Annotated in this window: 19 protein-coding genes; 16 read left to right on the top strand and 3 right to left on the bottom strand. The window is 68.7% G+C overall.

Translation table 11 applies throughout. From position 1 onward, the window contains the following. Positions 1-117: 117 nt before the first annotated feature. The 10 genes from DDE10_RS07205 (at position 118) to DDE10_RS07160 (ending at position 15,029) form a co-directional block, all read left to right on the top strand. Positions 118-2,109 (top strand): serine hydrolase domain-containing protein, encoded by a 1,992-nt coding sequence (locus tag DDE10_RS07205; RefSeq protein ID WP_114952058.1) that lies wholly within the window; start codon positions 118-120, stop codon positions 2,107-2,109. Further along, positions 2,109-3,122, top strand: coding sequence for a dipeptide epimerase (locus DDE10_RS07200; RefSeq protein ID WP_114952057.1), 1,014 nt, complete (start codon positions 2,109-2,111; stop codon positions 3,120-3,122). Before DDE10_RS07205 ends, DDE10_RS07200 begins: the two co-directional genes overlap by 1 nt. After that, complete coding sequence (locus DDE10_RS07195) at positions 3,119-4,441, top strand: peptide MFS transporter (RefSeq protein ID WP_114952297.1); 1,323 nt, start codon at positions 3,119-3,121, stop codon at positions 4,439-4,441. The genes DDE10_RS07200 and DDE10_RS07195 overlap by 4 nt, the downstream gene beginning before the upstream one ends. A gap of 76 nt (positions 4,442-4,517) precedes the next feature. After that, positions 4,518-5,681 (top strand): dipeptidase, encoded by a 1,164-nt coding sequence (locus DDE10_RS07190; protein ID WP_284734491.1) that lies wholly within the window; start codon positions 4,518-4,520, stop codon positions 5,679-5,681. Between the two features lie 147 nt (positions 5,682-5,828). Further along, on the top strand, positions 5,829-7,403 hold the full coding sequence (locus tag DDE10_RS07185) for a serine hydrolase (protein ID WP_114952055.1): 1,575 nt from the start codon (positions 5,829-5,831) through the stop codon (positions 7,401-7,403). Positions 7,404-7,414: 11 nt separating this feature from the next. Continuing rightward, the gene (locus DDE10_RS07180; protein WP_284734490.1) at positions 7,415-9,139 is read left to right on the top strand and encodes an N-acyl-D-amino-acid deacylase family protein; all 1,725 of its coding nucleotides are present in this window, start codon (positions 7,415-7,417) and stop codon (positions 9,137-9,139) included. Between the two features lie 47 nt (positions 9,140-9,186). Continuing rightward, positions 9,187-10,698 carry a serine hydrolase domain-containing protein gene (locus tag DDE10_RS07175; protein WP_162806408.1) on the top strand — a complete coding sequence of 504 codons (1,512 nt, stop codon included), beginning with the start codon at positions 9,187-9,189 and terminating at the stop codon, positions 10,696-10,698. Between the two features lie 37 nt (positions 10,699-10,735). Then, complete coding sequence (locus DDE10_RS07170) at positions 10,736-12,652, top strand: CocE/NonD family hydrolase (RefSeq protein ID WP_114952053.1); 1,917 nt, start codon at positions 10,736-10,738, stop codon at positions 12,650-12,652. 168 nt (positions 12,653-12,820) lie between these two features. After that, entirely contained in the window at positions 12,821-13,897 is a 1,077-nt protein-coding gene (locus tag DDE10_RS07165; protein ID WP_114952052.1) for an N-acetyltransferase DgcN family protein, read from the top strand. After that, positions 13,851-15,029 (top strand): YkvI family membrane protein, encoded by a 1,179-nt coding sequence (locus DDE10_RS07160; RefSeq protein WP_284734489.1) that lies wholly within the window; start codon positions 13,851-13,853, stop codon positions 15,027-15,029. The genes DDE10_RS07165 and DDE10_RS07160 overlap by 47 nt, the downstream gene beginning before the upstream one ends. Before the next feature lie 18 nt (positions 15,030-15,047). Here DDE10_RS07160 and DDE10_RS07155 read toward each other — a convergent pair whose 3' ends face one another. Beyond that, entirely contained in the window at positions 15,048-16,841 is a 1,794-nt protein-coding gene (locus DDE10_RS07155; RefSeq protein ID WP_162806407.1) for a CocE/NonD family hydrolase, read from the bottom strand. A 413-nt stretch (positions 16,842-17,254) separates the two neighbouring features. Here DDE10_RS07155 and DDE10_RS07150 point away from each other — a divergent pair, with 413 nt between their 5' ends. Further along, complete coding sequence (locus DDE10_RS07150; protein ID WP_114952050.1) at positions 17,255-19,984, top strand: TonB-dependent receptor domain-containing protein; 2,730 nt, start codon at positions 17,255-17,257, stop codon at positions 19,982-19,984. A gap of 359 nt (positions 19,985-20,343) precedes the next feature. Here the strand turns inward: DDE10_RS07150 and DDE10_RS07140 are convergent, their stop codons facing one another. Further along, positions 20,344-21,195: a hypothetical protein gene (locus DDE10_RS07140; protein WP_114952048.1), complete on the bottom strand. Its 852-nt coding sequence runs from the start codon at positions 21,193-21,195 to the stop codon at positions 20,344-20,346. Between the two features lie 211 nt (positions 21,196-21,406). Here DDE10_RS07140 and DDE10_RS07135 point away from each other — a divergent pair, with 211 nt between their 5' ends. From DDE10_RS07135 to DDE10_RS07125, 3 genes are all read left to right on the top strand, one after another. Then, positions 21,407-21,667 (top strand): hypothetical protein, encoded by a 261-nt coding sequence (locus DDE10_RS07135; protein ID WP_114952047.1) that lies wholly within the window; start codon positions 21,407-21,409, stop codon positions 21,665-21,667. Between the two features lie 236 nt (positions 21,668-21,903). After that, a complete protein-coding gene (locus tag DDE10_RS07130) occupies positions 21,904-22,197 on the top strand; it encodes a hypothetical protein (RefSeq protein WP_114952046.1) in 294 nt (97 codons plus the stop codon). Positions 22,198-22,259: 62 nt separating this feature from the next. Next, positions 22,260-22,694, top strand: coding sequence for a GtrA family protein (locus DDE10_RS07125; RefSeq protein WP_114952045.1), 435 nt, complete (start codon positions 22,260-22,262; stop codon positions 22,692-22,694). Positions 22,695-22,733: 39 nt separating this feature from the next. Here the strand turns inward: DDE10_RS07125 and DDE10_RS07120 are convergent, their stop codons facing one another. Next, on the bottom strand, positions 22,734-23,498 hold the full coding sequence (locus DDE10_RS07120; RefSeq protein WP_114952044.1) for a Crp/Fnr family transcriptional regulator: 765 nt from the start codon (positions 23,496-23,498) through the stop codon (positions 22,734-22,736). Positions 23,499-23,740: 242 nt separating this feature from the next. On the opposite strand from DDE10_RS07120, the gene DDE10_RS07115 reads away from it, so the two are divergent. Both DDE10_RS07115 and DDE10_RS07110 read left to right on the top strand, forming a co-directional pair. After that, positions 23,741-23,995, top strand: a complete 255-nt coding sequence (locus DDE10_RS07115) for a DUF6894 family protein (RefSeq protein ID WP_114952043.1) — start codon at positions 23,741-23,743, stop codon at positions 23,993-23,995. A gap of 172 nt (positions 23,996-24,167) precedes the next feature. Then, a complete protein-coding gene (locus tag DDE10_RS07110) occupies positions 24,168-24,590 on the top strand; it encodes a VOC family protein (RefSeq protein ID WP_114952042.1) in 423 nt (140 codons plus the stop codon). Positions 24,591-24,670 lie beyond the last annotated feature (80 nt).

Raw genomic sequence — 24,670 nt, 5'->3', positions numbered from 1 at the left:
TGACAATTTTTCCGTTTAGGACATTATGTCCTGAACAAGCTAACGTTGCCTCTACGCCTTCAACCTTAGCCGCAGCGAGGGCGCGAAGCAACGAAGCCGCAAAACGGGAGGGGCCGAATGCGACCTTACAAATTCCTCATCGCCGGGGCGCTCGCCCTCGTCGGATTCGCCACAGCCGCCCAGCGCACGCCGCTGACGCCGCCGGTGACGGAGGAGCGGGTCGAGGGTGCCCAGCCGACCCCCACCGAGATCGCCCGCGCCGAAGGCGCCCGCGCGCTCACCCGCGAGGATGTCGACGCCTGGCTGGACGGCTTCCTTCCCTACGCGCTCGGAACCGGCGACATTGCCGGCGGCGTCGTGGTGGTGGTCCGCGACGGCCAGATCGTCACTCAGCGCGGGTTCGGCTATGCCAATGTCGAGGAGCGCCGCCCGGTCGATCCCGCCCGGACCCTGTTCCGGCCCGGCTCCATCTCGAAGCTGTTCACCTGGACCGCGGTGATGCAACTGGTCGAGCAGGGCCGGATCGATCTCGACGCCGACATCAACCGCTATCTCGACTTCGAAATTCCCGCACGCGACGGCCAGCCGCTGACGATGCGCAACCTGATGACCCATCGCCCCGGCTTCGAGGAGCAGGTCAAGGACATCATCTCGACCAGCGACGAGGGGGTCATCGACTATGTCGACCTGCTCAAGCGCTGGACGCCCGAGCGCGTCTACCCGGCGGGCGAGACCCCGGCTTATTCCAACTACGCGACCAGCCTCGCCGGCTATATCGTCGAGCGGGTCTCGGGCGAGCCGTTCGACACCTATATCGAGCGGCATATCTTCCAGCCTCTCGGCATGGCGAACTCGTCCTTCGCCCAGCCGCTGCCCGCGCGGCTGCAGCCGATGATGGCGACCGGCTATGGCCGCGCCTCGGGCGAGGTGGTGCCGTTCGAGCATGTCGGACCCCGCCCCGCCGGATCCCTGTCGGCAACCGGAACCGACATGGCACGCTTCATGGTCGCCCATCTGAACAACGGCGCCGGCCTCCTGCGTCCGGAGACGGCGCGGATGATGCACACCACCGCCGCAAACGGCATCGGGCCGCTCAACCGGATGCTGCTCGGCTTCTACGAGACCAACATCAACGGCCGCCGGGTCATCGCCCATGGCGGCGACACGATCGCCTTCCACTCCTACCTGCACCTGTTCATGGACGACAATGTCGGCCTCTACGTCTCGTTCAACAGCAGCGGGCGCGACGGCGCCGTCGGCAATCTGCGATCAGCCATTTTCGAGCAGTTCGCCAATCGCTATTTCCCGGCGCCCGTCGACACCCGCCGCGTCGCTGCCGAAACGGCGGCCGAGCATGCGCGCATGATGGCCGGCACTTGGCGGACGTCGCGGGGCTCCTTCTCCAACTTCCTGCGCATCGTCGAGCTGCTCGGCCAGGTGAAGGTCGGGGTGGACGGCGACGGCCAGCTGGTCGCGCCGATCTTCAACGGCCTCAACGGCCAGCCGCGACAGTGGGTCGAGGTCGAGCCGTTCGTCTGGCAGGACCTCAACAGCCACGAGCGGCTCGCCGCCGTGGTCGAGGACGGCCGCGTCGTCCGCTGGAGCATCGGCGGCATCGCCCCGATCATCGTGCTCGATCGCGTGCCGTGGCACATGGACACCGCCTGGCTGATGCCGGCGCTCATCGCCAGCCTGCTCATCCTGTTCCTCACCGCCTTGTTCTGGCCGGTCCGGGCGCTCGTCCGACGCCGCTTCGGCTCGACGCTGGCGCTGGAGAGGAGCGACCTGCGCGCCTATCGCGCCAGCCGGATCGGCGCCTGGGCGATGCTGCTCGCCGTGGTCGGCTGGCTCGCCCTGATCGCGATGCTGATGGGCGACCTGGTCAATCTCTCGTCCGGCGCCGATGTGGTGATCATCCTGCTCCAGATCATCACCTGGATCGCCTTCTTCGGCGGACTGGCGGCGATGGCGTGGAACCTGTGGCGGGTGTGGCGCTCCAAGCGCGGCTGGAAGGCCAAGGCCTGGAGCGTGGCGCTGCTGCTCGCCGCGGTCATCGTGATCTGGGTCGGCTTCGGCTTCAACATGCTCGACTTCGGCGCCAATTACTGATGCCGCGCCGATCGCTGGACGTGCGGGCGGAGAAGCTCCGCCTCGCCGCCCCCTTCCGCATCTCCGGCTATGTGTTCGAGGCGACCGACGCGATCCTCGTCACCCTGACCGAGGGCCCGCACCAGGGTCGCGGCGAGGCGTCCGGCGTCTATTATCTCGGCGACGATCTGGAGCATATGCTGGTCGAGATCGAGGCGCATCGCGAGGCGATCGAGGCGGGGATCGGCCGCGAGGCGCTGCGGCAGGCGATGCCGCCGGGGGGCGCCCGCAACGCGGTCGACTGCGCCTTGTGGGATCTCGAGGCCGCCCGATCGGGGCGGGCCGCCTGGATGCTGGCCGGCCTGGATGGGCCGAGGCCGCTGGTGACCACGTTCACGCTCGGCGCGGACGATCCCGAGCGGATGGCGCGCGCCGCCGTCGCTCATGAAGGGGCGAAGGCGATCAAGATCAAGCTCACCGGCGAGATCGAGCTCGACCTCGATCGGGTGAGCGCGGTCCGCGAGGCGCTTCCCGAGGCGTGGATCGGGGTCGATGCCAATCAGGGCTTCGCGCGCGCCGACCTTCCGCTGCTGGTCGAGGGACTGGTCGCATTTCGCATCTCGCTGCTCGAGCAGCCGCTCGCCCGCGGCGCCGAGGCCGAGCTCGAGGGTTTCCGATCGGCCATCCCGATCGCCGCCGACGAAAGCGCGCTGACGCTCGCCGACCTGCCCGGCCTGGTCGGCCGGTTCGACGTCATCAACATCAAGCTCGACAAATGCGGCGGGCTGACCGAGGGGCTGATGATGGCGGCCGAGGCGCGCCGGCTCGGCTTCGAAGTGATGGTTGGCAACATGGTCGGCACCAGCCTCGCCATGGCGCCCGCTTTCCTGGTCGGTCAGCTTTGCGACTATGTCGATCTCGACGGCCCGACCTTCCTGGCGGAGGATCGAAGCCCGGCCGCTCATTATGCGGAGGGCGAGATCTTCGTCGGCCCCGAAGTGTGGGGCGGCGGCACCGCCATGGCCGCCGAATGACGCCTGCCAGCGCCGCGGAGCCGACCTGGTTCGGCCAGCCACGCGGCCTCACCATCCTGTTCCTGACGAACATGTGGGAGACCTTCTCCTATTACGGCATGCGGGCGCTGCTCGTCTATTACATGACCCGCAGCCTGCTGCTCGGCCAGGAGACCTCCTCGCTGATCTACGGCGCCTATACCGCCTTCGCCTATTTCACCCCGATCATCGGCGGGACGGTCGCCGACCGCTGGCTCGGCAAGCGCCGGGCGGTGACGATCGGCGCCGCGACCATGGCGGCGGGGCATTTCCTGATGGCGTTCGAGCCGGCTTTCTACGTCGCGCTGGCGACGATCGCGATCGGCAACGGCCTGTTCCTGCCGACGCTGCCGAGCCAGATCAACGACCTCTATTCCGCCGGCGATCCGCGACGGCCCTGGGCCTATAACGTCTATTATGTCGGCGTGAACGTGGGCGGCTTCCTCGCCCCCTTGGTCTGCGGCACGCTGGGCGAGCTTTACGGCTGGCATTGGGGCTTCGGCGCCGCCGGCGTCGGCATGCTCGCCGGCCTCGTCATCTACCTCGCCGGTTCGCGCTATTTGCCGCCCGAGCAGGCGCGCGCGGCGGCGATGCCGCCGGGCGAGCCGCGCCCGGCGCGGCGAACCGATGTCGCGCTGCTGCTGCTCGCGGTCGGCCTCGCCGTCACCGTCTTCCGCGGCGCCTACGAGCAGGTCGGCAACACCGTCGCCCTCTTCGCCGCCGACGGCGTCGACCGGGTCGCGGGCGGCTTCGACATTCCGATGACCTGGTTCATCTCGCTCAATCCCCTCCTCGTCATCCTGATGACCCCGTTCCTGCTCGCGCGCTGGCGGCGCCGGGCCGAGCGCGGCGTCGAGCACAGCCCGATGCAGAAGATGGCGATCGGCGCCCTCATCGTCGCCGCCGCCTATGCGGTGCTGGCGCTGGCCGCGTCCCTCGCCGGCGGCAGCCAGGCGCACTGGCTGTGGCTGGCGGTCTTCTTCCTGATCTTCACCCTGGGCGAGCTCTACATCCTGCCGAACGGTCTCGGCCTGTTCGCCCGGCTGGCACCGCCCCGGCTCGGCGCCACCACGGTCGCGGCCTGGTATTTCGCCATCTTCACCGGCAGCCTCACCGCCGGCCTGGTCGGCACGCTGTGGAGCCGGATGGCGCCCGCGCCCTTCTTCCTGATGCTGGCCGCGATCGCGGCCTGCGCCGCCGCCATCCTGATCGCGCTCGATCGGCCCGCACGGCGGGTACTCGGCCGTCTCGAGGAGGCGCCGGTCGTCTCCGCGGAGCCGATGCTGCACAGCGGCCGGTGACAGAAGACTCGTTTGACAATTTTCTAAACAGGATACTATTGTCCTTACTAGGCACAACATGATCGGGGAGGATGGGTTGACGCTGGAGAGCCACCGACGGCGCCACTTTCTGAAGGGGGCGGCCGCGGCCGGCCTGCTCGCCTTCCCGATGATCAATATCGGCCGCTACGCCGTGGCCGGCGCGACCGAGCGGACCTATTCCGCCCGGGCACTGGCCCTGGTCGAGCGGGCGCTCGTCATCGACATGCTGGCCGTGCCGCGGCTCGATTTCACCCCCGCCGGCCACGCCCGTCCGCTCTCCGAGCGCGAGATCGCCGATTTCCGGACGTCCGGCCTCAACGCGATGCATAATGCGGTGGGCGTTGGCTCGCGGCAGAGCGCGCTCGAATTCCTCTCCGCCCAGCAGGGCTTTGCCGGCCGCCATCCCGACCTGTTCAGGCTCGTCGACACCGCCGAGGATCTCGACCGGGCGAAGCGCGAACGGCGGATCGCGATGATCATGGGCCTGCAGAACGCGTCGCCGTTCGAGCGCGTGGACGACGTCGCCACCTTCCACAGCTTCGGGCTGCGCTGCGCACAGCTCACCTACAACAGCCAGAACCGCATCGGATCGGGCAGCACCGACCGGGCCGATGGCGGCGTCAGCAGCTACGGCGCCGAGATCGTCGCGGCGATGAACCGGGTCGGCATGCTCGTCGACGTGTCGCATTGCGGCGACCGCACGACGCTCGACGCGATCGAGCTCTCGGCGGGGCCGATCGCGATCACCCATAGCAATTGCCGGGCGATCGCGCCGCACCCGCGCAACAAGAGCGACGAGGCGATCCGCGCGCTCGCCGCCAAGGGCGGGGTGATGGGCATTACCGGCGTTCGCATGTTCGTGCGCGACCAGGAGCCGACCAATCTCGGCCACGTCGTCGACCATGTCGAGCATGTCGCCCGGCTGGTCGGCATCGAGCATGTCGGGCTCGGCTCCGACGCCGACCTCAACGGCTATGACGACATGCCTCCCGACCAGTACGAACAGCTGAAGGGCGCCTACACCTCCGCCTACGCCTTCCGCGATCGCATCGACAGCGACGGCTACGATCATCCGCGCAAGGTCTACGACCTGACCGAGGAGCTGATCCGCCGCGGGCATAGCGACGACAATATCGCTCTCGTCCTCGGCGGGAATTTCCGCCGGCTGCTCGGCACCGTCTGGAACGTCCCGCCCACGACCGAGCCGGCGGCCGGCTAGGCGACGGCAAGCGGACAGAGGGATGGAAGTGACCGACCGAGACTTCGCGATCACGCCGCTCCGTCGCCGCGTTCCCTGCGCGGCCGCGTCGGCCGCGTCGCGGCAGTCACCAGAAATAGCGGGCCACACGGCCTGGAGGAGGAAGCCATGAGCCGCATTCGCCATGCCCTGCTGTGCCTGATCGTCCTGGCGACGCCCGCGGCCGCGGCGCCGCCCGAAGGCTTCGCCGAGCGGGTCGAAGCGCTGCGCGAGCGATCCGGCGCGCCCGGCTTCACCGTCGCCATCGTCGAGAATGGCGAGGTGACGATGGCGCGCGGGTTCGGCGTCACCGATCTCGCCAATCCCGCACCGGTCACCGCCGACACCAATTTCGCCATCGGATCGGTCAGCAAGGCCTTCACCACGACCGCCCTCGCCCTTCTCGTCGACGAAGGACGGATCGGCTGGGACGACAAGGTGATCGACCACATGCCCGAATTCCGGATGCACGATCCCTGGGTGACGCGCGAGATGACGGTACGCGACCTGCTCGTCCATCGCAGCGGCCTCGGCCTCGGCGCCGGCGACCTCTTGTTCGTGCCGCGCAGCAATCTGACCCGGGCCGAGATCGTCGAGCGGCTGGCGAACATCCCGCCGGAGACGAGCTTCCGCAGCGACTATGCCTATGACAACATCCTCTACATGGTCGCCGGCCGGCTGATCGAGCGGGTCAGCGGGATGAGCTGGGAAAGGTTCATGCGCGAGCGCGTGCTGCTCCCGGCGGGCATGCGGCGGGCGACCGTCGACAATGCGGAGCGCGGCAACCGCCGCGGCAATGCCCACCCGCACGCGCGGCTCGACGGCGCCATTCGCGGCCTCGGCACGATGGAGCGGCTGGCCGACGACGTCGTCGTCCCCCAGGTCGCCGCGCCGGCCGGCGGCATTGCCGCGAGCGCCAACGACATGGCGCGGTGGATCCGCCTGCAGCTCGCCCAGGGCGATCTGCCCGGGGAGGCGCGCCTGTTCAGCGAGGCGGCGTCACGCGAGCTGTTCCGGCCTGTCGTGCTGATGCCGGCGGGCGCCCTTCCCGCGCCGCTCGGCGAGACCCAGCCCTTGTTCAACACCTATGCGCTCGGCTGGAACGTGCGCGATTATCGGGGCGAGCGCATCGTCATGCACGGCGGCGGGGTGTTCGGATCGATCACCCGCCTCGTGCTCATCCCGGAGCGCAATGTCGGCTTCTACATCGCGACCAACAGCGAGGAATCGGGCCTGCTGGCCGGCCTGACCTTCGAGCTGCTCGATCATTATCTCGCTGCGCCGAGGCGGGACTGGCCGCAGGCGTTCACCGACTTCCTGGCGGCAAGGCGCGACGCTGCCGTCGCGGCGCTCGCCGCGCCCGCCGCGCAGCCGGCGCAGACCGGGCCGTCGCTGCCGCTCGCCGGCTATGCCGGCGCCTATCGCGACGCCTGGTTCGGAACCATCACCGTCCGCGAGGAGAATGGCGCCCTCGCCGTCGACTTCCCGCACTGGCCCGGGATCACGGCGACGCTCGAGCATTGGCAATACGACACCTTCCGGACGCGCTTCAACGATCGCGGGGTCGAGCCGGCCTACGTCACCTTCGCGCTCGGGCCTGACGGCAAGGCCGAGCGGATCACGATGCGCGCGGTCTCTCCGGTCGCCGATTTCAGCTTCGATTATGACGACCTGGTGTTCCGGCCGGTCGCCGCGGCCGAGTGAGGGACGTGCCGGTGAAGCGCCGCTGGACGGGAGCGATCGGCCGGCCCTGGCTGATGCTGGCCCTGCTCGCATCGGCCGGGGCGCAGGCGACGACGCCCGCGCCCACCTACGACATCGTGATCCGCGGCGGCACCGTCTATGACGGATCCGGCGGCGAGCCCTATGTCGGCGACGTCGCCGTCGAGGACGACCGGATCGTCGCGGTCGGTCGCGTCGAAGGGACCGGAAGGCAGGAGATTTCAGCGGCCGGCAAGGCGGTCGCTCCCGGCTTCATCAACATGCTCAGCTGGGCGACGCGATCGCTGCTCGAGGACGGACGGGCGATGTCCGACCTCCACCAGGGGGTGACGCTCGAGGTATTCGGCGAAGGCTGGACGATGGGTCCGATCAACGAGGCGATGCGCGTCCGGCTGCGCGAGCGAGGCGGCGACGGCATCGCCGCCACGTGGACGACGCTCGGCGAGTATCTCGACCATCTCGAGCGCCGGGGCATCTCGCCCAATGTCGCCAGCTTCGTCGGCGCGACCACGATCCGGATCCACGAGCTGGGCGAGGCCGATGTCGATCCCAGTCCGGAGCAGCTCGCCCGGATGCGCGCGCTCGTCCGCCAGGCGATGGAGGAAGGCGCGCTCGGCGTCGGCTCGGCGCTCATCTATGCGCCCGGCAATTATGCCGAGACGCCGGAGCTGGCCGCGCTCGCCGGCGAGGCGGGCCGCTGCGGCGGCATGTACATCAGCCACATGCGGTCGGAAGCCGACGATATCGGCGAAGCGATCGACGAGGTGGTGACCATCGCCCGAGAGGGCGACGTTCCGGCGGAAATCTATCATCTCAAGCTCGCCGGAACCCGCAACTGGGATCGGCTGCCGCAGATCGTCGCCCAGATCGAAGCGGCGCGGCGGGCCGGGCTGCGGATCACGGCCAACATGTATCACTACACCGCCGGCGGAACCGGGCTCGACGCGGTGATGCCGCCCTGGGTGCAGGACGGCGGGAGCGAGGCCTTCCTCGCGCGCCTGCGCGATCCCGCCATCCGGGCCCGCCTGCTCGCCGAGATGCGGGCGCCCGAAAGCGACTGGGAAAATCTGCTTCGCGCCTCCGGCGGGGGCGAAGGCGTGCTGCTGGTCGAAGTCGCCAACGAGACGCTGCGACCGCTGGTTGGCAAGACCCTCGCCGAGGTGGCGGCGATGCGCGGCACCGGCGTCGAGGAGACGGCGATCGATCTCGTGCTGGAGGACAGCCGCATCGGCGCGATCTACTTCATGATGTCGGAAGACAATGTCCGCCGGCAGACCGCTTTGCCCTGGATGAGCTTCGGATCCGACGCGGGCGCGCCCGCGGCCGAGGGCGAGACCCTCGAGAGCGCCGCCCATCCGCGCACCTATGGCAATTTCGCGCGCCTGCTGGGACATTATGTGCGCGAGCAGCGGGCGCTGCCGCTCGCCCAGGCGATCAGGGGGCTGACGTCGCTGCCGGCCGCCAATCTCGGCCTGCGCGACCGCGGCAGCCTCGCGCCCGGCCAGCATGCCGACATCGTGGTCTTCGATCCCGCGACGATCGCCGATCACGCCACCTATGCCGATCCGCATCGCTACGCGACCGGCGTCAGCGACGTGTTCGTCAACGGTATCCAGGTCCTCGCCGAAGGGCGCCATACCGGCGCCACGCCGGGCCGCGCGGTTCGCGGGCCGGGCTGGACGGGCTGGCCGGACGGCGGCGGCTGCGGCCGCCGATGAGCGCCGCCGTCGCCTCGCGGGATCACGCAAATTTCGGGAGTGGGAACATGACTCGCAGGCTCGGTCTACGAACGGTCACGGTCGGCGCGCGCGCCTTCCTCCTCGCGGCCGCCCTGACTTCGGCGGGCGTGCCCGCGGCGTCGGCCGCGCAAGCCCCGCCGGCCGCGGCGGGCATCGCGGCGATCGATCCCGTCCGCCTGACCGGACTCGCCGACTTCGTCGACGGAGTGATGGCCGAGCAGATCGCGGCGCGCGAGGTTGCCGGCGCGGTCGTCACCGTGGTCCATGACGGCCGCATCCTCTTCTCGCGCGGCTACGGCTATGCCGACGTCGAGGCGCGCCGGCGGGTCGATCCGGAGCGCACCCTGTTCCGACCCGGGTCGGTCTCCAAGCTGTTCACCTGGGTCGCGCTGATGCAGCAGGTCGAGCGCGGGCGCGTCGATCTCGACGCCGACGTGAATACCTATCTCGACTTCACCATCCCGCCGCTGGACGGCCGCCCGATCCGGGTGCGCGACCTGATGCAGCACACGCCCGGGATGAGCGACGCGAGCGGCATCATCACCCGCGAGGCCGATGCCCCGCGCGATTATCGCGAATGGCTGAAGACCCATATCCCTGCGCGCTTATGGCCCGCGGGAGGCGAGATCTCCTATTCCAATTACGGCGTCACCCTCGCCGGCTATATCGTCGAGCGCGTCTCGAGCGAGCCGTTCGCCGACTATGTCGAGACCCACCTCTTCGCGCCATTGGGCATGCGCGCGTCCACCTTCCGCGAGCCGCTCACAGGCGCGCTCGCCGAGAATATGGCACGCGGCTACGAGCTGGTCGACGGCCGCTTCGTCGCCCAGCCGTTCGAACATATCGGCGCGGTCATGCCGGCCGGCTCCTCCTCGGCGACCGCGCCCGACATGGCGCGCTTCATGCTCGCCTTGCTCGGCGGCGGCCAGCTCGGATCGGCGCGGATCCTGGAGCCCGCCTCGGTCGCCCTGCTCACCCGCAACTCCATCGCCAATACGCCGAGCCTGCCCGGCATGGCGCACGGCTTCTACGTCATCCAGGAAGCCGGTCCGCGCGTCGTCGGCCATGGCGGCAATACCGGGGACTTCCATTCCAACCTGGTGATCGCGCCCGAGCACGGCTTCGGCTTCTTCGTTTCGACGACGGGCGGACGCGGCAGCGGCACCGGCCGGACGGATCTCACCAATGCCATTCTCGGCCGCCTCTTCCCGCAGGCGCCGGCGCCGCGCTGGACGGCGAGCGGCGATGCGCCGCAGCCGGTAATGGGCGCCTATCGGGCCAATCGGCGCGACTATAGCCGTCCGCCCCGGCCCGAATATGATCTGCGGATCTCCATGCCCGATCCGAACCGCCTCCTCATCGAGAACATGGAAGGCAAGACCGCCTGGGAGCGGATCGGTCCGATGCGGTTCGAGCAGGTCACCGGCGCCCGCGAGGGCGGCCCCTACAACCGGCTGGAATTCTTCGGGACGGCCGACGACCCGCGGCTCGCCTTCTCGTTCGAACCGTATCAGAGCTATCGTCTCGTGCGGCCGTGACGATCGCGACCGGGGGCCTTTGCACAGGGGACGATTGATGGAGAGGAAGCGCCGGATCGGAAGCCGCTGCACCGCCGCTTTGGCGGCGCTTATGATGACGCTGTCGACGCCGGCGGCGACGGCGCAAAGCGTCGCCGCCCTGAGCGACGAAGCGGTCGCTCGCGCGCTCGCGCAGCAGGCGGACGTTCGGATGATCGAGATGGTGCCGATGCGCGACGGCGTCCGGCTCGCGACGAACCTCTATCGACCGAAGAATGTGCAGGGAAGGCTGCCGACGATCTTCTGGCGGACGCCCTATAACGAGCTCTCCTACCAGGCGCGGACCAGCCGGCGGGCGCTCGAGGCGGTGTCGCGCGGCTATGCCTTCGTCGTGCAGAACGAACGCGGCCGCTACTTCTCGGAAGGCGACTACGAGATACTCGGCCATCCCCAGACCGACGGCTATGACGCGCTGAGCTGGATCGCCGCCCAGCCCTGGTCGAACGGCCGGGTCGGCACGCTGGGCTGCTCCTCCTCGGCCGAATGGCAGCTCGCGCTCGCCGCCCAGAACCACCCGGCGCATGCGGCGATGGTGCCGATGTCGGCCGGCGCCGGCATCGGCGAGGTCGGCCGCTTCCACGAGCAGGGCAATTGGTACACGGGCGGCGTCCCGCGCAGCCTCTTCTTCGTCTGGCTGTACGGCGTCGACAATCCCCTGCGCGCGGAGATCCCCGCAGACACGGACCAGCCGACCCGCGCCCGCATCGCCCGCTACAACGATCTCGCCGCGCGCAAGCCCGAGGTCGACTGGACCCGCCAGATCCGGCACCTGCCGCTCGCCGGCCTGCTCGCCGATCTCGGCGAGCCGCCGGCGACGTTCGAGACGCTGATCGCGCGCGAGCCCGCCGATCCCGCCTGGCGAGAGGGCGGGCTCTATCACGACAATATGGGCTGGGGCGTTCCAGCGCTCTGGTTCAACAGCTGGTACGACGTGTCGATCGGCCCCAACATGGCGCTGTTCAACCATGCCCGCAGCGCGGGCAGCGATGCCGAAGCGAGCGCGCATCAATATGCCGTCATCGCCCCCAACAATCATTGCCGCTATGCCGAGCTCGGGCCCGATTTCGTCTCGGGCGACCGCCAGCTCGGCGATGCCAGCTTCGACGTCGATCGCGAGGTCTACGCCTTCTTCGATCGCTGGCTGAAGGGCGATCGCCGCGCGTTCCCCGACACCACACCGGCGGTGCGCTATTTCGCGATGGGCGCCAATCAATGGCGCTCGGCGCAGCAATGGCCGCCGGCCGATGCCCGCGAGGTCCGCCTCTTTCTGCGCTCCAACGGCGCGGCGAACAGCCTCTACGGCAATGGCCGCCTGCTTCCCGAGGCGCCGCCGGCCAGCGAGCCGGCGGATGCCTATGTCTACGATCCCGCCAACCCGGTGCAGACGATCGGCGGCGGCGATTGCTGCAATGGCGGCCTGGTCACCGCCGGAGCGTTCGACCAGCGGGTGATCGAGGCGCGCAATGACGTGCTCGTCTATACCAGCGATCCGCTGACCGAACCGATGGAGGTTTCGGGCTTCGTCGAGGCGGTGCTCGCCGTGTCGTCCGACGCCCGCGACACCGACTTCGCCGTCAAGCTGGTCGACGTCGCGCCGGACGGCACCGCCTACATCCTCGGCGATACCATATTGCGCGCACGCTATCGCGACGGATTCGAGCGGCCGCAGCCTATGGCAGCCGGCCGCATCTATACGATCCGGCCGACCCCGATCACGATCAGCAACACCTTCCTCCCGGGGCACCGGATCCGGATCGAGGTGACGTCGTCCAATTTCCCGAAATTCGCGCGCAACCTGAACACGGGCGGCGACAACGAGACCGGGACCGAGATGGCGGTCGCACGCAACCAGATCCATCATGCCGGCGAGAACGCTTCCTATGTCGTGCTGCCGGTCGTGCCGGCGCCGCGCTGACTACGCCAAATCGCCTAAAATGAGATAATTGGGTTGACAATGTTCTGAACAGGATCATTCTGTCCTGAGCGGGACGAAAGCACAATTCGGCGCCCGCGCTGTTGCGAGAGGGGCGAAAGTGCTGTTCGTACGTGTTTCGGTCGCGGCTCTGATCCGGGGGGAAAACTGATGGCCTTCGCCGCCAAGCCGCAGGCCGGCGTCGACGAGGACGCAGCAGCCGGGGCGCAGGCCGATCGACGGGCGCTGCCGCGTCCCTACCTCCTCTTCCTCGGCGCCGAGCGGGACCGCAGCTACGCCAAAACCGCCTTCGGCCTGAAGGACTGGGCGCCCGACGACTGCATCGGGGAATATGCCTATGGCGATTCCCCGATCAGCCTGGGGCTGCCCGCTTTGACGCCGGCCGAGGCGCACAGCCGCGGCGCGCGCTCGCTGGTGATCGGCGTCGCCAATGCGGGCGGGATCATCGTCGACGAATGGATCCCCCACCTCGTCGCCGCGATGGAGGCCGGGCTGCACATCGTCAGCGGCATGCATGCCCGCCTCGCCGACGTTCCCGCGCTCAGGCAGGCGGCCGAGGCCGCGGGCGTCCAACTCATCGACGTGCGCACGCCGCCGGCCGGCATCCCCGTCGGCACCGGCCGCAAGCGCTCCGGCCGGCGGCTGCTGACCGTCGGAACCGATTGCGCGCTCGGCAAGAAATATACCGCGCTCGCCATCGCGCGCGGGCTCCAGGCGCGCGGCCTCGACGCCGATTTCCGCGCCACCGGCCAGACCGGGATCCTGATCGCCGGCGGCGGCATGCCGATGGACGCCGTCGTCTCCGACTTCGAATCCGGCGCCGCCGAAATGCTCAGCCCCGATGCCGCTCCCGACCATTGGGACGTCATCGAGGGGCAGGGATCGATCCTCCATCCCGCCTTTGCCGCCGTCTCGGTCGGCCTGCTCTACGGCAGTCAGCCCGACATCGTCATCCTGTGCCACGATCCGGACCGGGATCATCTTCTCGGCTATCCGCACCAGCCCGTCCCGGGTATCGCCGAGACGATCGAGGCGACCTTGCTGCTGGGGAGACGCGTGAATCCGGAGATACGCTGCGCAGGAATCAGCCTCAACACGCGCGATCATGACGCGGACGCGGCAGAGGCGCTGATGCGATCCCTCGCCAATCAGCACGGCCTGCCGGTGGCGGATCCGATCCGTGGCGGCGCGCGCTTCCAGGCGCTGCTCGACGCCTGCCTCGCATGACGTTCCCGGCCGGGCCGCTCGCAAGGAGACGCCGCTGAGCGCCCAGCCCACCTTCTTCGAGCGCTTCCTGCTGCCCGGCCTGACCTTCAAGGCGGTAGTGATCGGGGGCGGCTATGCCACCGGCCGCGAACTGGCGGAGTTCTTCCTGCCGAGCGGCCCCCTCGGCGGCCTCTATGGCATGCTGCTCGCCATGCTGATCTGGAGTGCGGTCTGCGCCGCCGCCTTCGCCCTCGCCCGCCAGCTCCAGGCCTATGATTACAGGACGCTGCTGAAGGCGGTGCTCGGCCCCGGCTGGCTGCTGTTCGAATTCCTCTATCTGCTGTTTCTCGTCCTGATCCTCGCCGTCGTCTCGGCGGCCGCGGGCGAGATCGTCGCCGCCCTCTCGGACGCGCCGCCGCTCGCCGGCACCCTGCTGCTGATCGTGGCGATCGCGGCGGTGACGAGCTTCGGCAATCAAGGGGTCGAGAAGACTTTCCGGTTCACCTCCTCCTTCCTCTATCTGGTCTACGGCCTGTTCCTCGTCCTCGCGATCGTCAACTTCGGCGGCGGCGTCGCCGACTCGCTGGCCGGCGCCGCGGTCTCCAGTGACTGGATCGTCGCCGGCACCACCTATGCCAGCTACAATGTCGTCGCGGCCGTCGCGGTGCTGCCCTTCGTCCGCCACATGACCTCGCGCCGCGATGCGATCGTCGCCGGCGTCCTGGCCGGACCGCTGGCGATGGCGCCCGCCATCATCTTCTTCCTCAGCATGGCCGCCTTCCATCCCGAAATCGCCGGAGTCACCCTGCCGTCCGACTTCCTGCTGGCGCGGATGGGCCTGCCCTGGTTCCACCTCCTGTTCCAGATCATGATCCTCTGCGCCCTGCTCGAGACCGGGGTCGGCGTCGTCAACGCGCTCAACGAGCGCATCGAGGTGGCAGTGCGGGCGCGCGGGCGCGACGGCTTTCCGTTCAGCGGCCGATTGCTGGTCGCCGCGATCCTGCTCCTCGGATCGGCCTTCGCCGCGGTCCGCTTCGGCCTCGTCGCGCTCATCGCCGAGGGCTATGGCGCCTTCGGCTACATCATGCTGGCGGTGTTCGTGCTGCCGCTGATGACGGTCGGCCTCTGGCGCCTCGCCCGCACGCCCGGCTGAGCCCCCTCGGCGGGCGCCTTATTCCGCTTCGTAGACGGGCAGGAGAAGCGCCGACGGGCGGGCGGTGTCGTGGAAGACCGTCTGGCGGGCGGTCCGCCATTCCGTGTCGGTCGCCACCGGATTGCCGCTATTCTGGTTGGGGTTGAAGAAGGGCGCGGCGCTGCTCGAAATCTCGACCCGGATCCGGTGCCCGGGCAGGAAGCGGTGGCCGATCGCGCCGAGATCGATCTCGTAGCGCTCGACCTCACCGGGCGTAAGCAGGACGGGCTCCGCCTCGCGGCCACGGCGATAGCGCGCGCGGACGATGCCGACGGGACGCGCACCGAGGATGATGGCCCGTCCGTCCGGGCCGACGTCGGAGATCGCCGCGGTGAAATCGGTGTCGCGGGCGTCGCTGGCGGCATAGAGCTCCATGGTGACGGTACCGATGACCTCGACCGACTCGGCCAGCGGACCGGTCGAGTAGACGAGCACGTCCTCCCGCGCCTGGGGTTCGTTGCGCAGGTCGCCGAACAACCCGGTCTTCATGAAATTGAGCTCGACCGGATTGCGCGGATCGTAGACATATTCGTCCGCTGGCTCTTCGCCCGGCCGGTCCCAGCTCAGCCGGCCGTCGCCGTCCAGCGTGTTGGCGTCGCCGCCGCCCGACAGATAGAGCCGCCGGCGCGCCTCGTCCGGGACCGGCAGCGCGTCGAAGGTACGCCAGATGTCGGCGCCGGTGACGAACAGGGTGACCCGCGCCCAAGCCGGCTTGGGCCCGGTCTGCTTCAGATAATGATCGAAGAAGGCGAGGCGCATCGCCCGATTGTCGAGGATCGAATTGGCCGGCAGCGGCATCGCGCCCATCCGGTCCCGGCCGCCCATGAAGGTCTGGGCGTGGTTCCAGGGGCCGATCGTCAGATAGGCGTCGCGCGGCCGCTCGCGGCGCGCCTCGAAGCCGCGCCAGTAATAGAGCGTGCCGTGCTGGTCGCCGTCGAACCAGCCGGTGGTCAGCATCATCGGCAGGTCGATCCGGTCGAAATCCTCGGCGGTGAAGCTGATCCGCCGCCAGTAAGCGTTGAGCGTGTCGTTCTCGAGGAATTGCCGGTAGAGGCGGTTCTCGCGGCCGATCACAGCCTCGTCGAGGGTGATGAGCGGCCGGTGGGCCAGCGCCGCGTCCCAGTCGACCTCGGCCTGATTGGGTCCGCTTTCGGTATCGTCGGCCCAGGTGCGCAGCCAGTTCAGACCCCAATGGAGCATGAACGCCCCCTGCACCGTCGGCATCTCTTCGTGATAGCGTCCGGCCGGCGCGGTCGGCGCGATGCAGGCGAGGCGCGGCGGCCGCTCGCGGGCGGCCAGCAGCTGGACCGTTCCCAGATAGGAATAGCCGAGCATGCACAGGCGCCCGTTCGCCCAATCCTGGGTGGCGAGGCTCTCGATGCTGTCGAAGCCGTCCTGCGCCTCCTGGAACAGGAAGTCGAACTCGCCCTGCGATCCGCCGGTGCCGCGGGAATCCTGGATCGCGACGGCATAGCCGTGCCCGGCATAAAATTCGGCGAGCTCGACGAAGGGGCGCATCGTCCGCATGCGATAGGGCGATTGCATCAGCAGGACCGGGTAGCGGCCTTCGGCGGCGGGTAGCCAGATGTCGGAGACGAGCACCACCCCGTCGCGCATCGTCGTGCGCACGCCCTCGATCCTCCGGATCGGGACGGGCGTGCGATCGGCGGACCGCACGGCCGCCGGTTCCGGCCGCTGCGCCTGGGCGGGGGCGAGCGTCGCGACCAGGGCCGCGGCGCCCATGAGTCCGAGCTTGACGCGATTCTTCGGCATCTGCTTCCTCCCCTCAAGGCGGCACGATCCTGTGCCGGGCCTCGCCGACCTTATCATCCCCGTTGAGACAATGAAGTCCTAGTTGGGACATCCTTCAGTCTCTCCCAGCGCGCGAGGAGCCGGCGGGGCGGACGCGCAGGCGGCGAAGCGGGTGGCGCCGCTGTCTTCGACCCCGCAGCGTGGCACCCGGCGCGTGGCAAAGAACCCACAATGAATCGCTTTCTGCGCGGGGCCGTTGACAAATGTCCGATTTGATCCCTTACTTCTCCATACAGGCCTGTCCGGTCTTGATCGGGTTGGTTAGGTCGCAATCGGACACCGACCGGCAGGCAGCACAAGTCAGGGAAACAACCAGACAGGTCGCTGGCTGGCCGAAGGGCGGACCGGCGGACCGGGCAAGGGGGAGAAGGACTATGATTCGACGGCAGCGCGCGCTTCGCACGGCTCTTTCGGCCTCGGCCGCCGGCATGGCGCTCCTCGTCGCCCGTCCAGCTCTTGCCCAGGATCCGCCGGCCGAGGGAGCGACCGACGCGGCGGCGGCGACCGCGCAGGACGAAAGCGACGAGAACATCCTGGTCACCGGCTCGCGCATCGAGCGGGCCGGCTTCGAGCAGCCGACACCGACGACCGTGGTCGGAGCGGCCGAGATCCAGCAATCCGCCCGGGTCAACCTCCAGCAGGCGCTGAACGAGCTGCCGCAGACCCGCAATTCGGTCTCGCCGAACCAGTCGATCGCCAACACCACCAGCGGTACCGCGCCGGTCGAGCTTCGCGGACTTGGATTGTCGAGGACCCTCACCCTCGTCAACGGCCGGCGCTTCATCGGCGACAACAACCTCAACTTCGTCCCGACCAACCTGGTCGAGCGGGTCGAGATCGTCACCGGCGGCGCGTCGGCCGCCTGGGGATCGGGCGCGGTCGCCGGCGTCGTCAACATCATCCTCAACGACGACCTCGAGGGCCTCAGCGTCGGCGCCCAGACCAGCCTGACCTCGCGCGGCGACGGCTGGCGCTATCAGTTCGACGCCGCCTACGGCACCCATTTCGCCGACGGCGCCGGCCACTTCATGATCGGGGCCGAATATGTGAACGACGAAGGCATCGGCGTCGGCGGCCGCTACGACCGTCCCTGGTTCGGCGCCGGAGTCGTCGAGCGCCCCGACGGCCGCTTCGAGATCCAGCCCAATGTCGACGATCTGGCGCCGATCAGCTTCGGCGGCACGGTGCTCTCCGGCCCCTTCGCCGGCCAGGTCTTCGATCCCGACGGCAGCCTTCGTCCGGCAGAGCCGCGAGACTTCTTCAGCCTCTTCGACACCCTCATCGTCGGCAGTCCGCTGAAGCGGCTCGGAAGCTATGCGCGGCTGAGCTACGACCTTGGCGGGACGACCCTCTGGGCCGACGCGGCCTATGGGCGATCGGACGTCAACCAGCCGTTCCTGCCGGATCCGGCCGGCTCGGTCCTGGTCTTCGGCGTCGCGGCGGACAATCCGTTCCTGACCCCCGGCATCCGCCAGCAGCTGGCCGATTCCGGCGAGACCTCCTTCCTCGTCGGCCGCCTGTCGCGCGACATCTTCACCCTCCAGTTCGACGCCCTCCGCGAGACCAAGGAGATCGCCTTCGGCGTCGACGGCAGCTTCGGCGGCAGCTGGCGCTACGACGCGCATTTCAGCCATGGCGAAGTCGACAGCCGCCAGCGCTTCTACAATTCCTCGATCCCGGCCAATTTCCTGCGCGCGATCGATGCGGTGGAATCGGGCGGCCAGATCGTCTGCGCGGTCAATGCCGACGCCGATCCGGCGAACAACGATCCGGCCTGCGTGCCGCTCAACCTGTTCGGCGAGAATGCCGCGTCGGCCGGGGCGATCGACTATGTCACCGGCACCCAGATGCAGGACACGGTCAGCAAGCTCGATTCGGTCGCCTTCCGCGTCCAGGGCGACCCGTTCACCTTGTGGGCCGGGCCGGTCTCGATCGCCTTCGGCGCGGAAGCGCGGTGGGAGGAGCAGTCGGAGACGATCGGCGAGCTCGACGCCGCCGGCGCCTTCGGCACCCCGATCTTCAACGATCCGCTCGAAGGCGGCTTCAACGTCAAGGAAGGCTTCTTCGAGGCGCTGGTGCCGCTCGTCGACAGCGCCTCCTTCGACCTCGATCTGAACGGCGCCGTCCGCTACTCCGACTACAGCCTGAGCGGCGGCATCTGGTCGTGGAAGCTCGGCGGCACCGCGCGGCTGTTCGACGCGCTGCTGCTGCGCGCCACTCGTTCGCGCGACATCCGCGCGCCGGGCATCGGCGACCTGTTCGCGGTCAACTCGATCAACATCGCGCCCGTGGTCGACAATGACCGCGAAGGCCGCGAGGGCAATCCCGGCTACAATCCGAACCCGCTCGCCACCATCTTCAGCGGCGGCAATGTCGATCTCGTTCCCGAAGTCGCCCGGACGTGGACGGCCGGCGCCTCGGTGTCGCCCTCCTTCCTCCCCGGCTTCAGCCTCTCGGTCGACTATTACGACATCAGCATCGGCCGGGCGATCTCGACGCCGAACACGTCGGACATCACCGCCGCCTGCGCGGCGGGCGACGCCGAGGCCTGCGACCGCGTCGTGCGCGATGCGACGGGCACGATCACGACCGTCTTCGCCGTCGCCGCGAACATCGCCAGGTTCAAGACGAGCGGCTTCGACTTCGAGATCGCCTACCGGATGCCGATGTCGCGCATCGCCGACATTCCGGGCTCGCTGAGGCTGCGCGCGCTCGCCACCTATGTCGACGAGCTGGTCTTCGATTCGGGCGCGAACGTGCGCGACACGGCCGGCGACGTCGGCGATCCCGTCGCCAACGGCGTGCCGAAGTGGCGCGGCAATTTCAGCATCGCCTACGAGAATGACGACTACACGATCGACGCGCGCATCCGCTATGTCGGCGGCGGCCAGTTCAACGACGAGCTCGACATCGTCAACGGCGACATCGGCGCGCGCGTCTATTTCGATCTCGGCACCGAGTTCAGGGTCCGCGAGCGCTTCACCTTCTATGCGCGGGTGAGCAACCTGTTCGACGAGAATCCGCCGCTGATCACCACCACCTACAGCCCGCATTACGACGTGGTCGGCCGCACCTTCACCGTCGGCGCCCGCGTCCGCTACTGACCCGGCATCGCGCCGACGATGCCGAACAGGAACCCGGGGCCGGCACCGCGATTCAGGGCTCGCGCCGCCGCTTCCGGGCCACGATCCGGCGGCTCAGCTCGCCGCCGGAAAGGGCCGAAGCCGGTCCCGGCCTGATCCAGGCCGGGACCGGCGGCTCGGTCGAGTCCTCCCTCCCACTTCGTCATCCCGCCAGACGCTCCGGATCCCACCCTCTTCCCGCTCGCTGCGGCTTCGCGCGACAAGAAGGGAGATCCTGGCCCCTTCGACAGGCTCAGGACAGGCTTTCGCCAGGATGACCGAAGGGGAAGGCCGCAGACGCCGGAAGGCGACGCTCGCCCTCTTCCGACCCACTAAGAGGGTCAGCGGCTGCGCCGCTCCCGGCGCTCATCCTCCTGATCTTCCAGCTGCTCGCCAAGCTGCGTCGCGACCGGGCTCGGATTGTAATTGGCGGCCAGCGCGAAGGCGGCGGAACCGGGCTCTGCCGCGAAAGGCACCGGATCGACGGTGAAGGCGGTGAACTCGCGGCCTTCCTGGACGAGGGCGCGGCGGCCGCGGACGAGAAGGCCGCCAATGACGCCGGCGCCCAGGACGGCACCGACCGTTGCCGCGGTATTCCCCTCGCCTTCCTGCCTATGCATGCCGCGAAGCGGAATGCGCCGGCCGGCAATGTCGAGATAGCGGAATGCAATCTCCATCTTGCCCGATTTGCCGAACGCGCCGGTGCCGGTGCGCCAGGTGACCTGACCCATGGCGCGCGCCCCGCGCGGGATGACCACCTGACCGTCCGAATAGACGTCCTGAACGACGGTCAGGGAGAAATTGTCACCTTCATCGTGCGTCCGGCTGCTGAGCTGCTCGTTGATCGCAAGCTGGATCGGCGCCCCCGCGGCCAGCAGCAACTGCACCGGCTCGGGCGCGACCACGGGCGCCGGCGGTGCCGGCAGTGCCGGCGCGGCTGCCAGCGCGGTCTCGGAAGGCGCGGGAGCGAGCGCGGGTTCGACCGGCATATTCTCCTGCGCAAGCGCTGGCACGGCAACGGACGCGCCAAGCAGCGCGCCCACAATCATCCTGTTCATGGCATTCCCCCCATTGCGATTCGCAATGGACGCAAGCTTCAACAGAAAGTCATCCTTGGCAAGAGACTGGCCGAGTACGGCAATCTTTTCTTGGGACGACTGAACCCGCCAGAGCCGAACGAACAGGCGCTCCATGCCAACTTCGCCAGGCAAGTCGTCGTCCTGGCAAGAGGTCAATCATGCTTCGAACTCCCATCACGCTTGCCTTTGGCTGCACCCGGTCTTCAGTCGATCCGAGGTCCGGATCGTTCGAACTACGCGCGCAAGCGGTTTTCCCGACTGCGCAACGGCAGCGCGGACCCGAAACGATTGCGGCGCGTTGAGCGGCGGAACAAGGAGGACCGACATGCGAATGATCTTCGCGCTGCCACTGCTGCTGGTCGCCGCCTGCGGCGTCAACAACGACCCGCAGAACGACACCGTCACCCTGGAATATGACCAGAACCAGGTCGAGGAGACCGCGCAGGACCTCGGCAATGCCGCCGACGACGCCGCGACCGAGATCGGCGAGGCAGCGCGGGGCGCCGGCCGCGCGATCGAGAACGAGGTCGGCGATATCGACGTCGACGTCGACGTCCGCCGCAACCAGGCCGAGAATTCCCAGTGACGCGATAATCCCCGGATCGGGACAGGCGGCGTCGTCCGTCCGGCGGCAGGCTGTCGGAAAAGTCGTCCGCAAAAGGGAGACTGTCCCGATCCGCGGATTGCCCGACTGGGCGGCGGCACCGCCCTTCGGCCGCGGCATCCGCCATTTTGATCGATCGCGCACGCAACCTTGTCGCAGGGTCGGTGCGTTATCACCGCCGCTCGGTCAGCTTCCGGCGGAGCAGGACGGGAGTCGACATGTTCGAGGGGATCGGCGCGGCGCAGTGGCTTGGCTCGGCCTTGTTCGGGGCGATGGTGGCGGCGCTCATCGCGCTCGTGCCGCATCCCCGCCTGCGCCCGGCCCTGCTCCTGATCTGGCTGCTCGCGCCCGGCCTCGTCCTGGCCGGAACGAGCTCTGTGGTCGATCTCGGCGGCTTCCTGCTGATGTTCCTCTTCCTCCAGCTCTTCCCCGGCCTCGGCTGGGTGATGGTCGCCCTTCCCGCCTTCCTGCTCGCGCGGATGATCGCGAAGCGGCATCGGGCCGCAGCCTGAAGCCCGGACGCGGCACGGCACCGGGAGCGGCGGCGCGCGTTCGGTGCCCGGGATGATCCTCGATGAGCTCTGACGCGGGCCGCCTCGTCGAGGCCGGGGCGAAGCTGGCCGAAAGCCGCGGCGCGAGGCTGTTCGGCCGCAACACGATCGCCAGCTTCCTCGCCTTCGGGATCGACCTCGCCTTGCTGTGGACGCTCGTCGAGGTCGCCGGAATCGGCCGGCTGCCCGCCGCCGCCGCTGCCTTCCTGCTGGCGATGAGCGTGCACTATGTCGTGTCGCGCCTCTGGGTGTTCAAAGGGAGCCGGCGCGGCATGGCGAGCGGCTATCTCTATTTCCTCGTCAATGCCGGCATCGGCCTGGTGGTGACCCTGGCCGTCTTCTGGTCGCTGATCGACCTGCTCGAGATCCAGTATCTGATCGCCCGCCTGATCGCGTCGGTCGTCGCCGGTCTGCTCGTCTTCTTCCTCAACGCCGCGTTCAACTTCAAGGCGATCTGAACCCGAACAGGCCGGCGCGCGCCGGTCCTGCAGCCGGCCTCATCCGCTGCGGGGGTGCGGCTCCGTGACCGACAGCTGCGGCTCGAGATGCAGATAGCGCTGGTTGAAGTCGCCGACCTGCCGCAGGCGCTCCCAGTCCGGGAAGCTGACATTGCGCTTGCTGCGCTGGATCAGGCCGTCCGCCTGCAGCGCCTTCAGGACGCGATTGACGTGGACCGGAGTGAGACCGGTGGCATCGGCGAGCTGCTCCTGCGTCATCGGCAGCTCGTAGCCGTAGCGGTCGGCCAGCCCCTCGGCCTCGAGCCGCAGCGCGAACTCGCACAGGAGGTGGGCCAGCCGGGTCCGCGCGTCCCGCCGGCCGACGTTCAGCACCCATTCGCGGAAGATCGCCGCTTCGACCAGGATCTTGACCAGGACGGCCTGGCCGACGGCCGGACGGGTCCGGATCAACTCCTGAAGATCGCGCCGGGCGACGAACGCCACGTCGCCGCGGGTCAGCATCTGAACGCTGTGATCGGCGACGTCGAGCAGCAGGTTCTGGAAGTCGGTCGCCTCGCCGGGGACGTGGATCGCGACGATCTGCCGGTCGCCGTCGCCGGTCAGCTTCTGCCGATAGGCGAAACCCGACAGGAGCACGGCGCATCGATCCGGCGGGTCGCCTTCGCGGACCGTGTATGTCGACGGCTCCAGGGTCTTGGGCGTGAAGGGCAGCGACAGCACCGCGGAGCGGTCGGCCTCGGAGAGCGGCGTGCGCAGCTCGAGATTGCGCAGCAATAGCTCGAGCGGGCCCTTGGTATTCGTCATGACAGCTCCCGCGATGGAAGGGCGGGAGCACGATCATCTCTCAGTCGCCGGAGCCCGGATATCCGATCGGCGATACCGTCTCCATAACATCATCGGTGCGAAATTGATATGATCCAGGATTGTTTGCTACTGATTATCATGGATTTGGTTCTGCGCCGGATGTATGTAGGAGCGATCGTCGACTCGCTTTGGGCGTCGGCGGCTGAGAGACCGCGAGCTCCCGCCCAAATGCCGGAGCCCGTATGACCCTCTATTATTTCCATCTCCGCGACGGCGAGGATATCCTGCTCGATCCCGAAGGGCGGGATCTCGGCTCGATGGAAGCCATTCGCGAGGCGACGCTGCGCGAGGCGCGCTCGATCATCAGCAGCGATTCACTCGAGGGCAAGGTGAAGCTCAGCTATCGACTCGACGTCGAGGATGAATCCGGAAAGGTCGTGCACCGTCTGCAGTTCGAGGATGCGGTGAGCCTCCAGCGCGGCAGGGTACCGGAATAAGCGGCTGACGCCGCTATCATGTCTCGATGAATCGTGCGGGGACGATCGTCGGTCCTCGCCAGGCGGGCGCCGCACCTTCCGCGCCCTGCCGGCGAAAGCTAAGCGTGTCCCTAGCAGGGCCGGCCGGGATGCGGCGGTCGGCCAACCCGCACGCCGAAGGAAGAATCGCCCCATGCAGCAGCAGATCGCCGTCGTCACCCTCGCCGCACGCGACCTCTCCGCCTCCCGCCATTTCTATGTCGACGGCTTCGGCTGGACCCCGGCGTTCGAGAATGACGAGATCGTCTTCTACCAGATGAACGGGCTCGTCCTCGCCACCTGGCTCGCCTGTGCGCTCGAAGCCGACATGGAGCGGCCCACGGGTCCCGGCCCGGCCGGATTCGCGCTGGCGCACAATGTCGGCAGCGCGGCCGAGGTGGCATCGGCGATGGCGCGGTTGCTCGCCGCGGGCGGACGGCTGCTCCGTCCGGCCGACGCGCCGCCACAGGGCGGCCTTCGCGGCTATGTCGCCGATCCCGACGATCATGCCTGGGAGATTGCCTGGAACCCCGCCTGGCCGATCGATGCGCAGGGACATGTCACCTTCGCCGCCTGAGCCGGCGACCGGCAAGTCTCGGCGTCCCGGTCGAGCCTGATCGACCCAACATAGGTTTGGGCAGCCCGTCCCCCGATACG

The sequence above is a fragment of the Sphingosinicella terrae genome, from assembly GCF_003347635.1.
In the GTDB taxonomy this organism is placed as follows: Bacteria; Pseudomonadota; Alphaproteobacteria; order Sphingomonadales; family Sphingomonadaceae; genus Allosphingosinicella; species Allosphingosinicella terrae.
Note: the sequence above shows the minus strand (reverse complement) of the source record. Positions and strands in the feature narration are given on the sequence as shown.

Bases quoted from the DNA above. Each gene is read 5' to 3' on its own strand.
- DDE10_RS07110 (WP_114952042.1), top strand. From the start codon at position 24,168: ATGCAGCAGCAGATCGCCGTCGTCACCCTCGCCGCACGCGACCTCTCC.
- DDE10_RS07165 (WP_114952052.1), top strand. From the start codon at position 12,821: ATGGCCTTCGCCGCCAAGCCGCAGGCCGGCGTCGACGAGGACGCAGCA.
- DDE10_RS07130 (WP_114952046.1), top strand. From the start codon at position 21,904: ATGTTCGAGGGGATCGGCGCGGCGCAGTGGCTTGGCTCGGCCTTGTTC.
- DDE10_RS07200 (WP_114952057.1), top strand. From the start codon at position 2,109: ATGCCGCGCCGATCGCTGGACGTGCGGGCGGAGAAGCTCCGCCTCGCC.
- DDE10_RS07115 (WP_114952043.1), top strand. From the start codon at position 23,741: ATGACCCTCTATTATTTCCATCTCCGCGACGGCGAGGATATCCTGCTC.
- DDE10_RS07140 (WP_114952048.1), bottom strand. From the start codon at position 21,195: ATGGAGCGCCTGTTCGTTCGGCTCTGGCGGGTTCAGTCGTCCCAAGAA.
- DDE10_RS07195 (WP_114952297.1), top strand. From the start codon at position 3,119: ATGACGCCTGCCAGCGCCGCGGAGCCGACCTGGTTCGGCCAGCCACGC.
- DDE10_RS07155 (WP_162806407.1), bottom strand. From the start codon at position 16,841: ATGCCGAAGAATCGCGTCAAGCTCGGACTCATGGGCGCCGCGGCCCTG.
- DDE10_RS07170 (WP_114952053.1), top strand. From the start codon at position 10,736: ATGGAGAGGAAGCGCCGGATCGGAAGCCGCTGCACCGCCGCTTTGGCG.
- DDE10_RS07120 (WP_114952044.1), bottom strand. From the start codon at position 23,498: ATGACGAATACCAAGGGCCCGCTCGAGCTATTGCTGCGCAATCTCGAG.
- DDE10_RS07175 (WP_162806408.1), top strand. From the start codon at position 9,187: ATGACTCGCAGGCTCGGTCTACGAACGGTCACGGTCGGCGCGCGCGCC.
- DDE10_RS07150 (WP_114952050.1), top strand. From the start codon at position 17,255: ATGATTCGACGGCAGCGCGCGCTTCGCACGGCTCTTTCGGCCTCGGCC.
- DDE10_RS07205 (WP_114952058.1), top strand. From the start codon at position 118: ATGCGACCTTACAAATTCCTCATCGCCGGGGCGCTCGCCCTCGTCGGA.
- DDE10_RS07125 (WP_114952045.1), top strand. From the start codon at position 22,260: ATGAGCTCTGACGCGGGCCGCCTCGTCGAGGCCGGGGCGAAGCTGGCC.
- DDE10_RS07185 (WP_114952055.1), top strand. From the start codon at position 5,829: ATGAGCCGCATTCGCCATGCCCTGCTGTGCCTGATCGTCCTGGCGACG.
- DDE10_RS07135 (WP_114952047.1), top strand. From the start codon at position 21,407: ATGCGAATGATCTTCGCGCTGCCACTGCTGCTGGTCGCCGCCTGCGGC.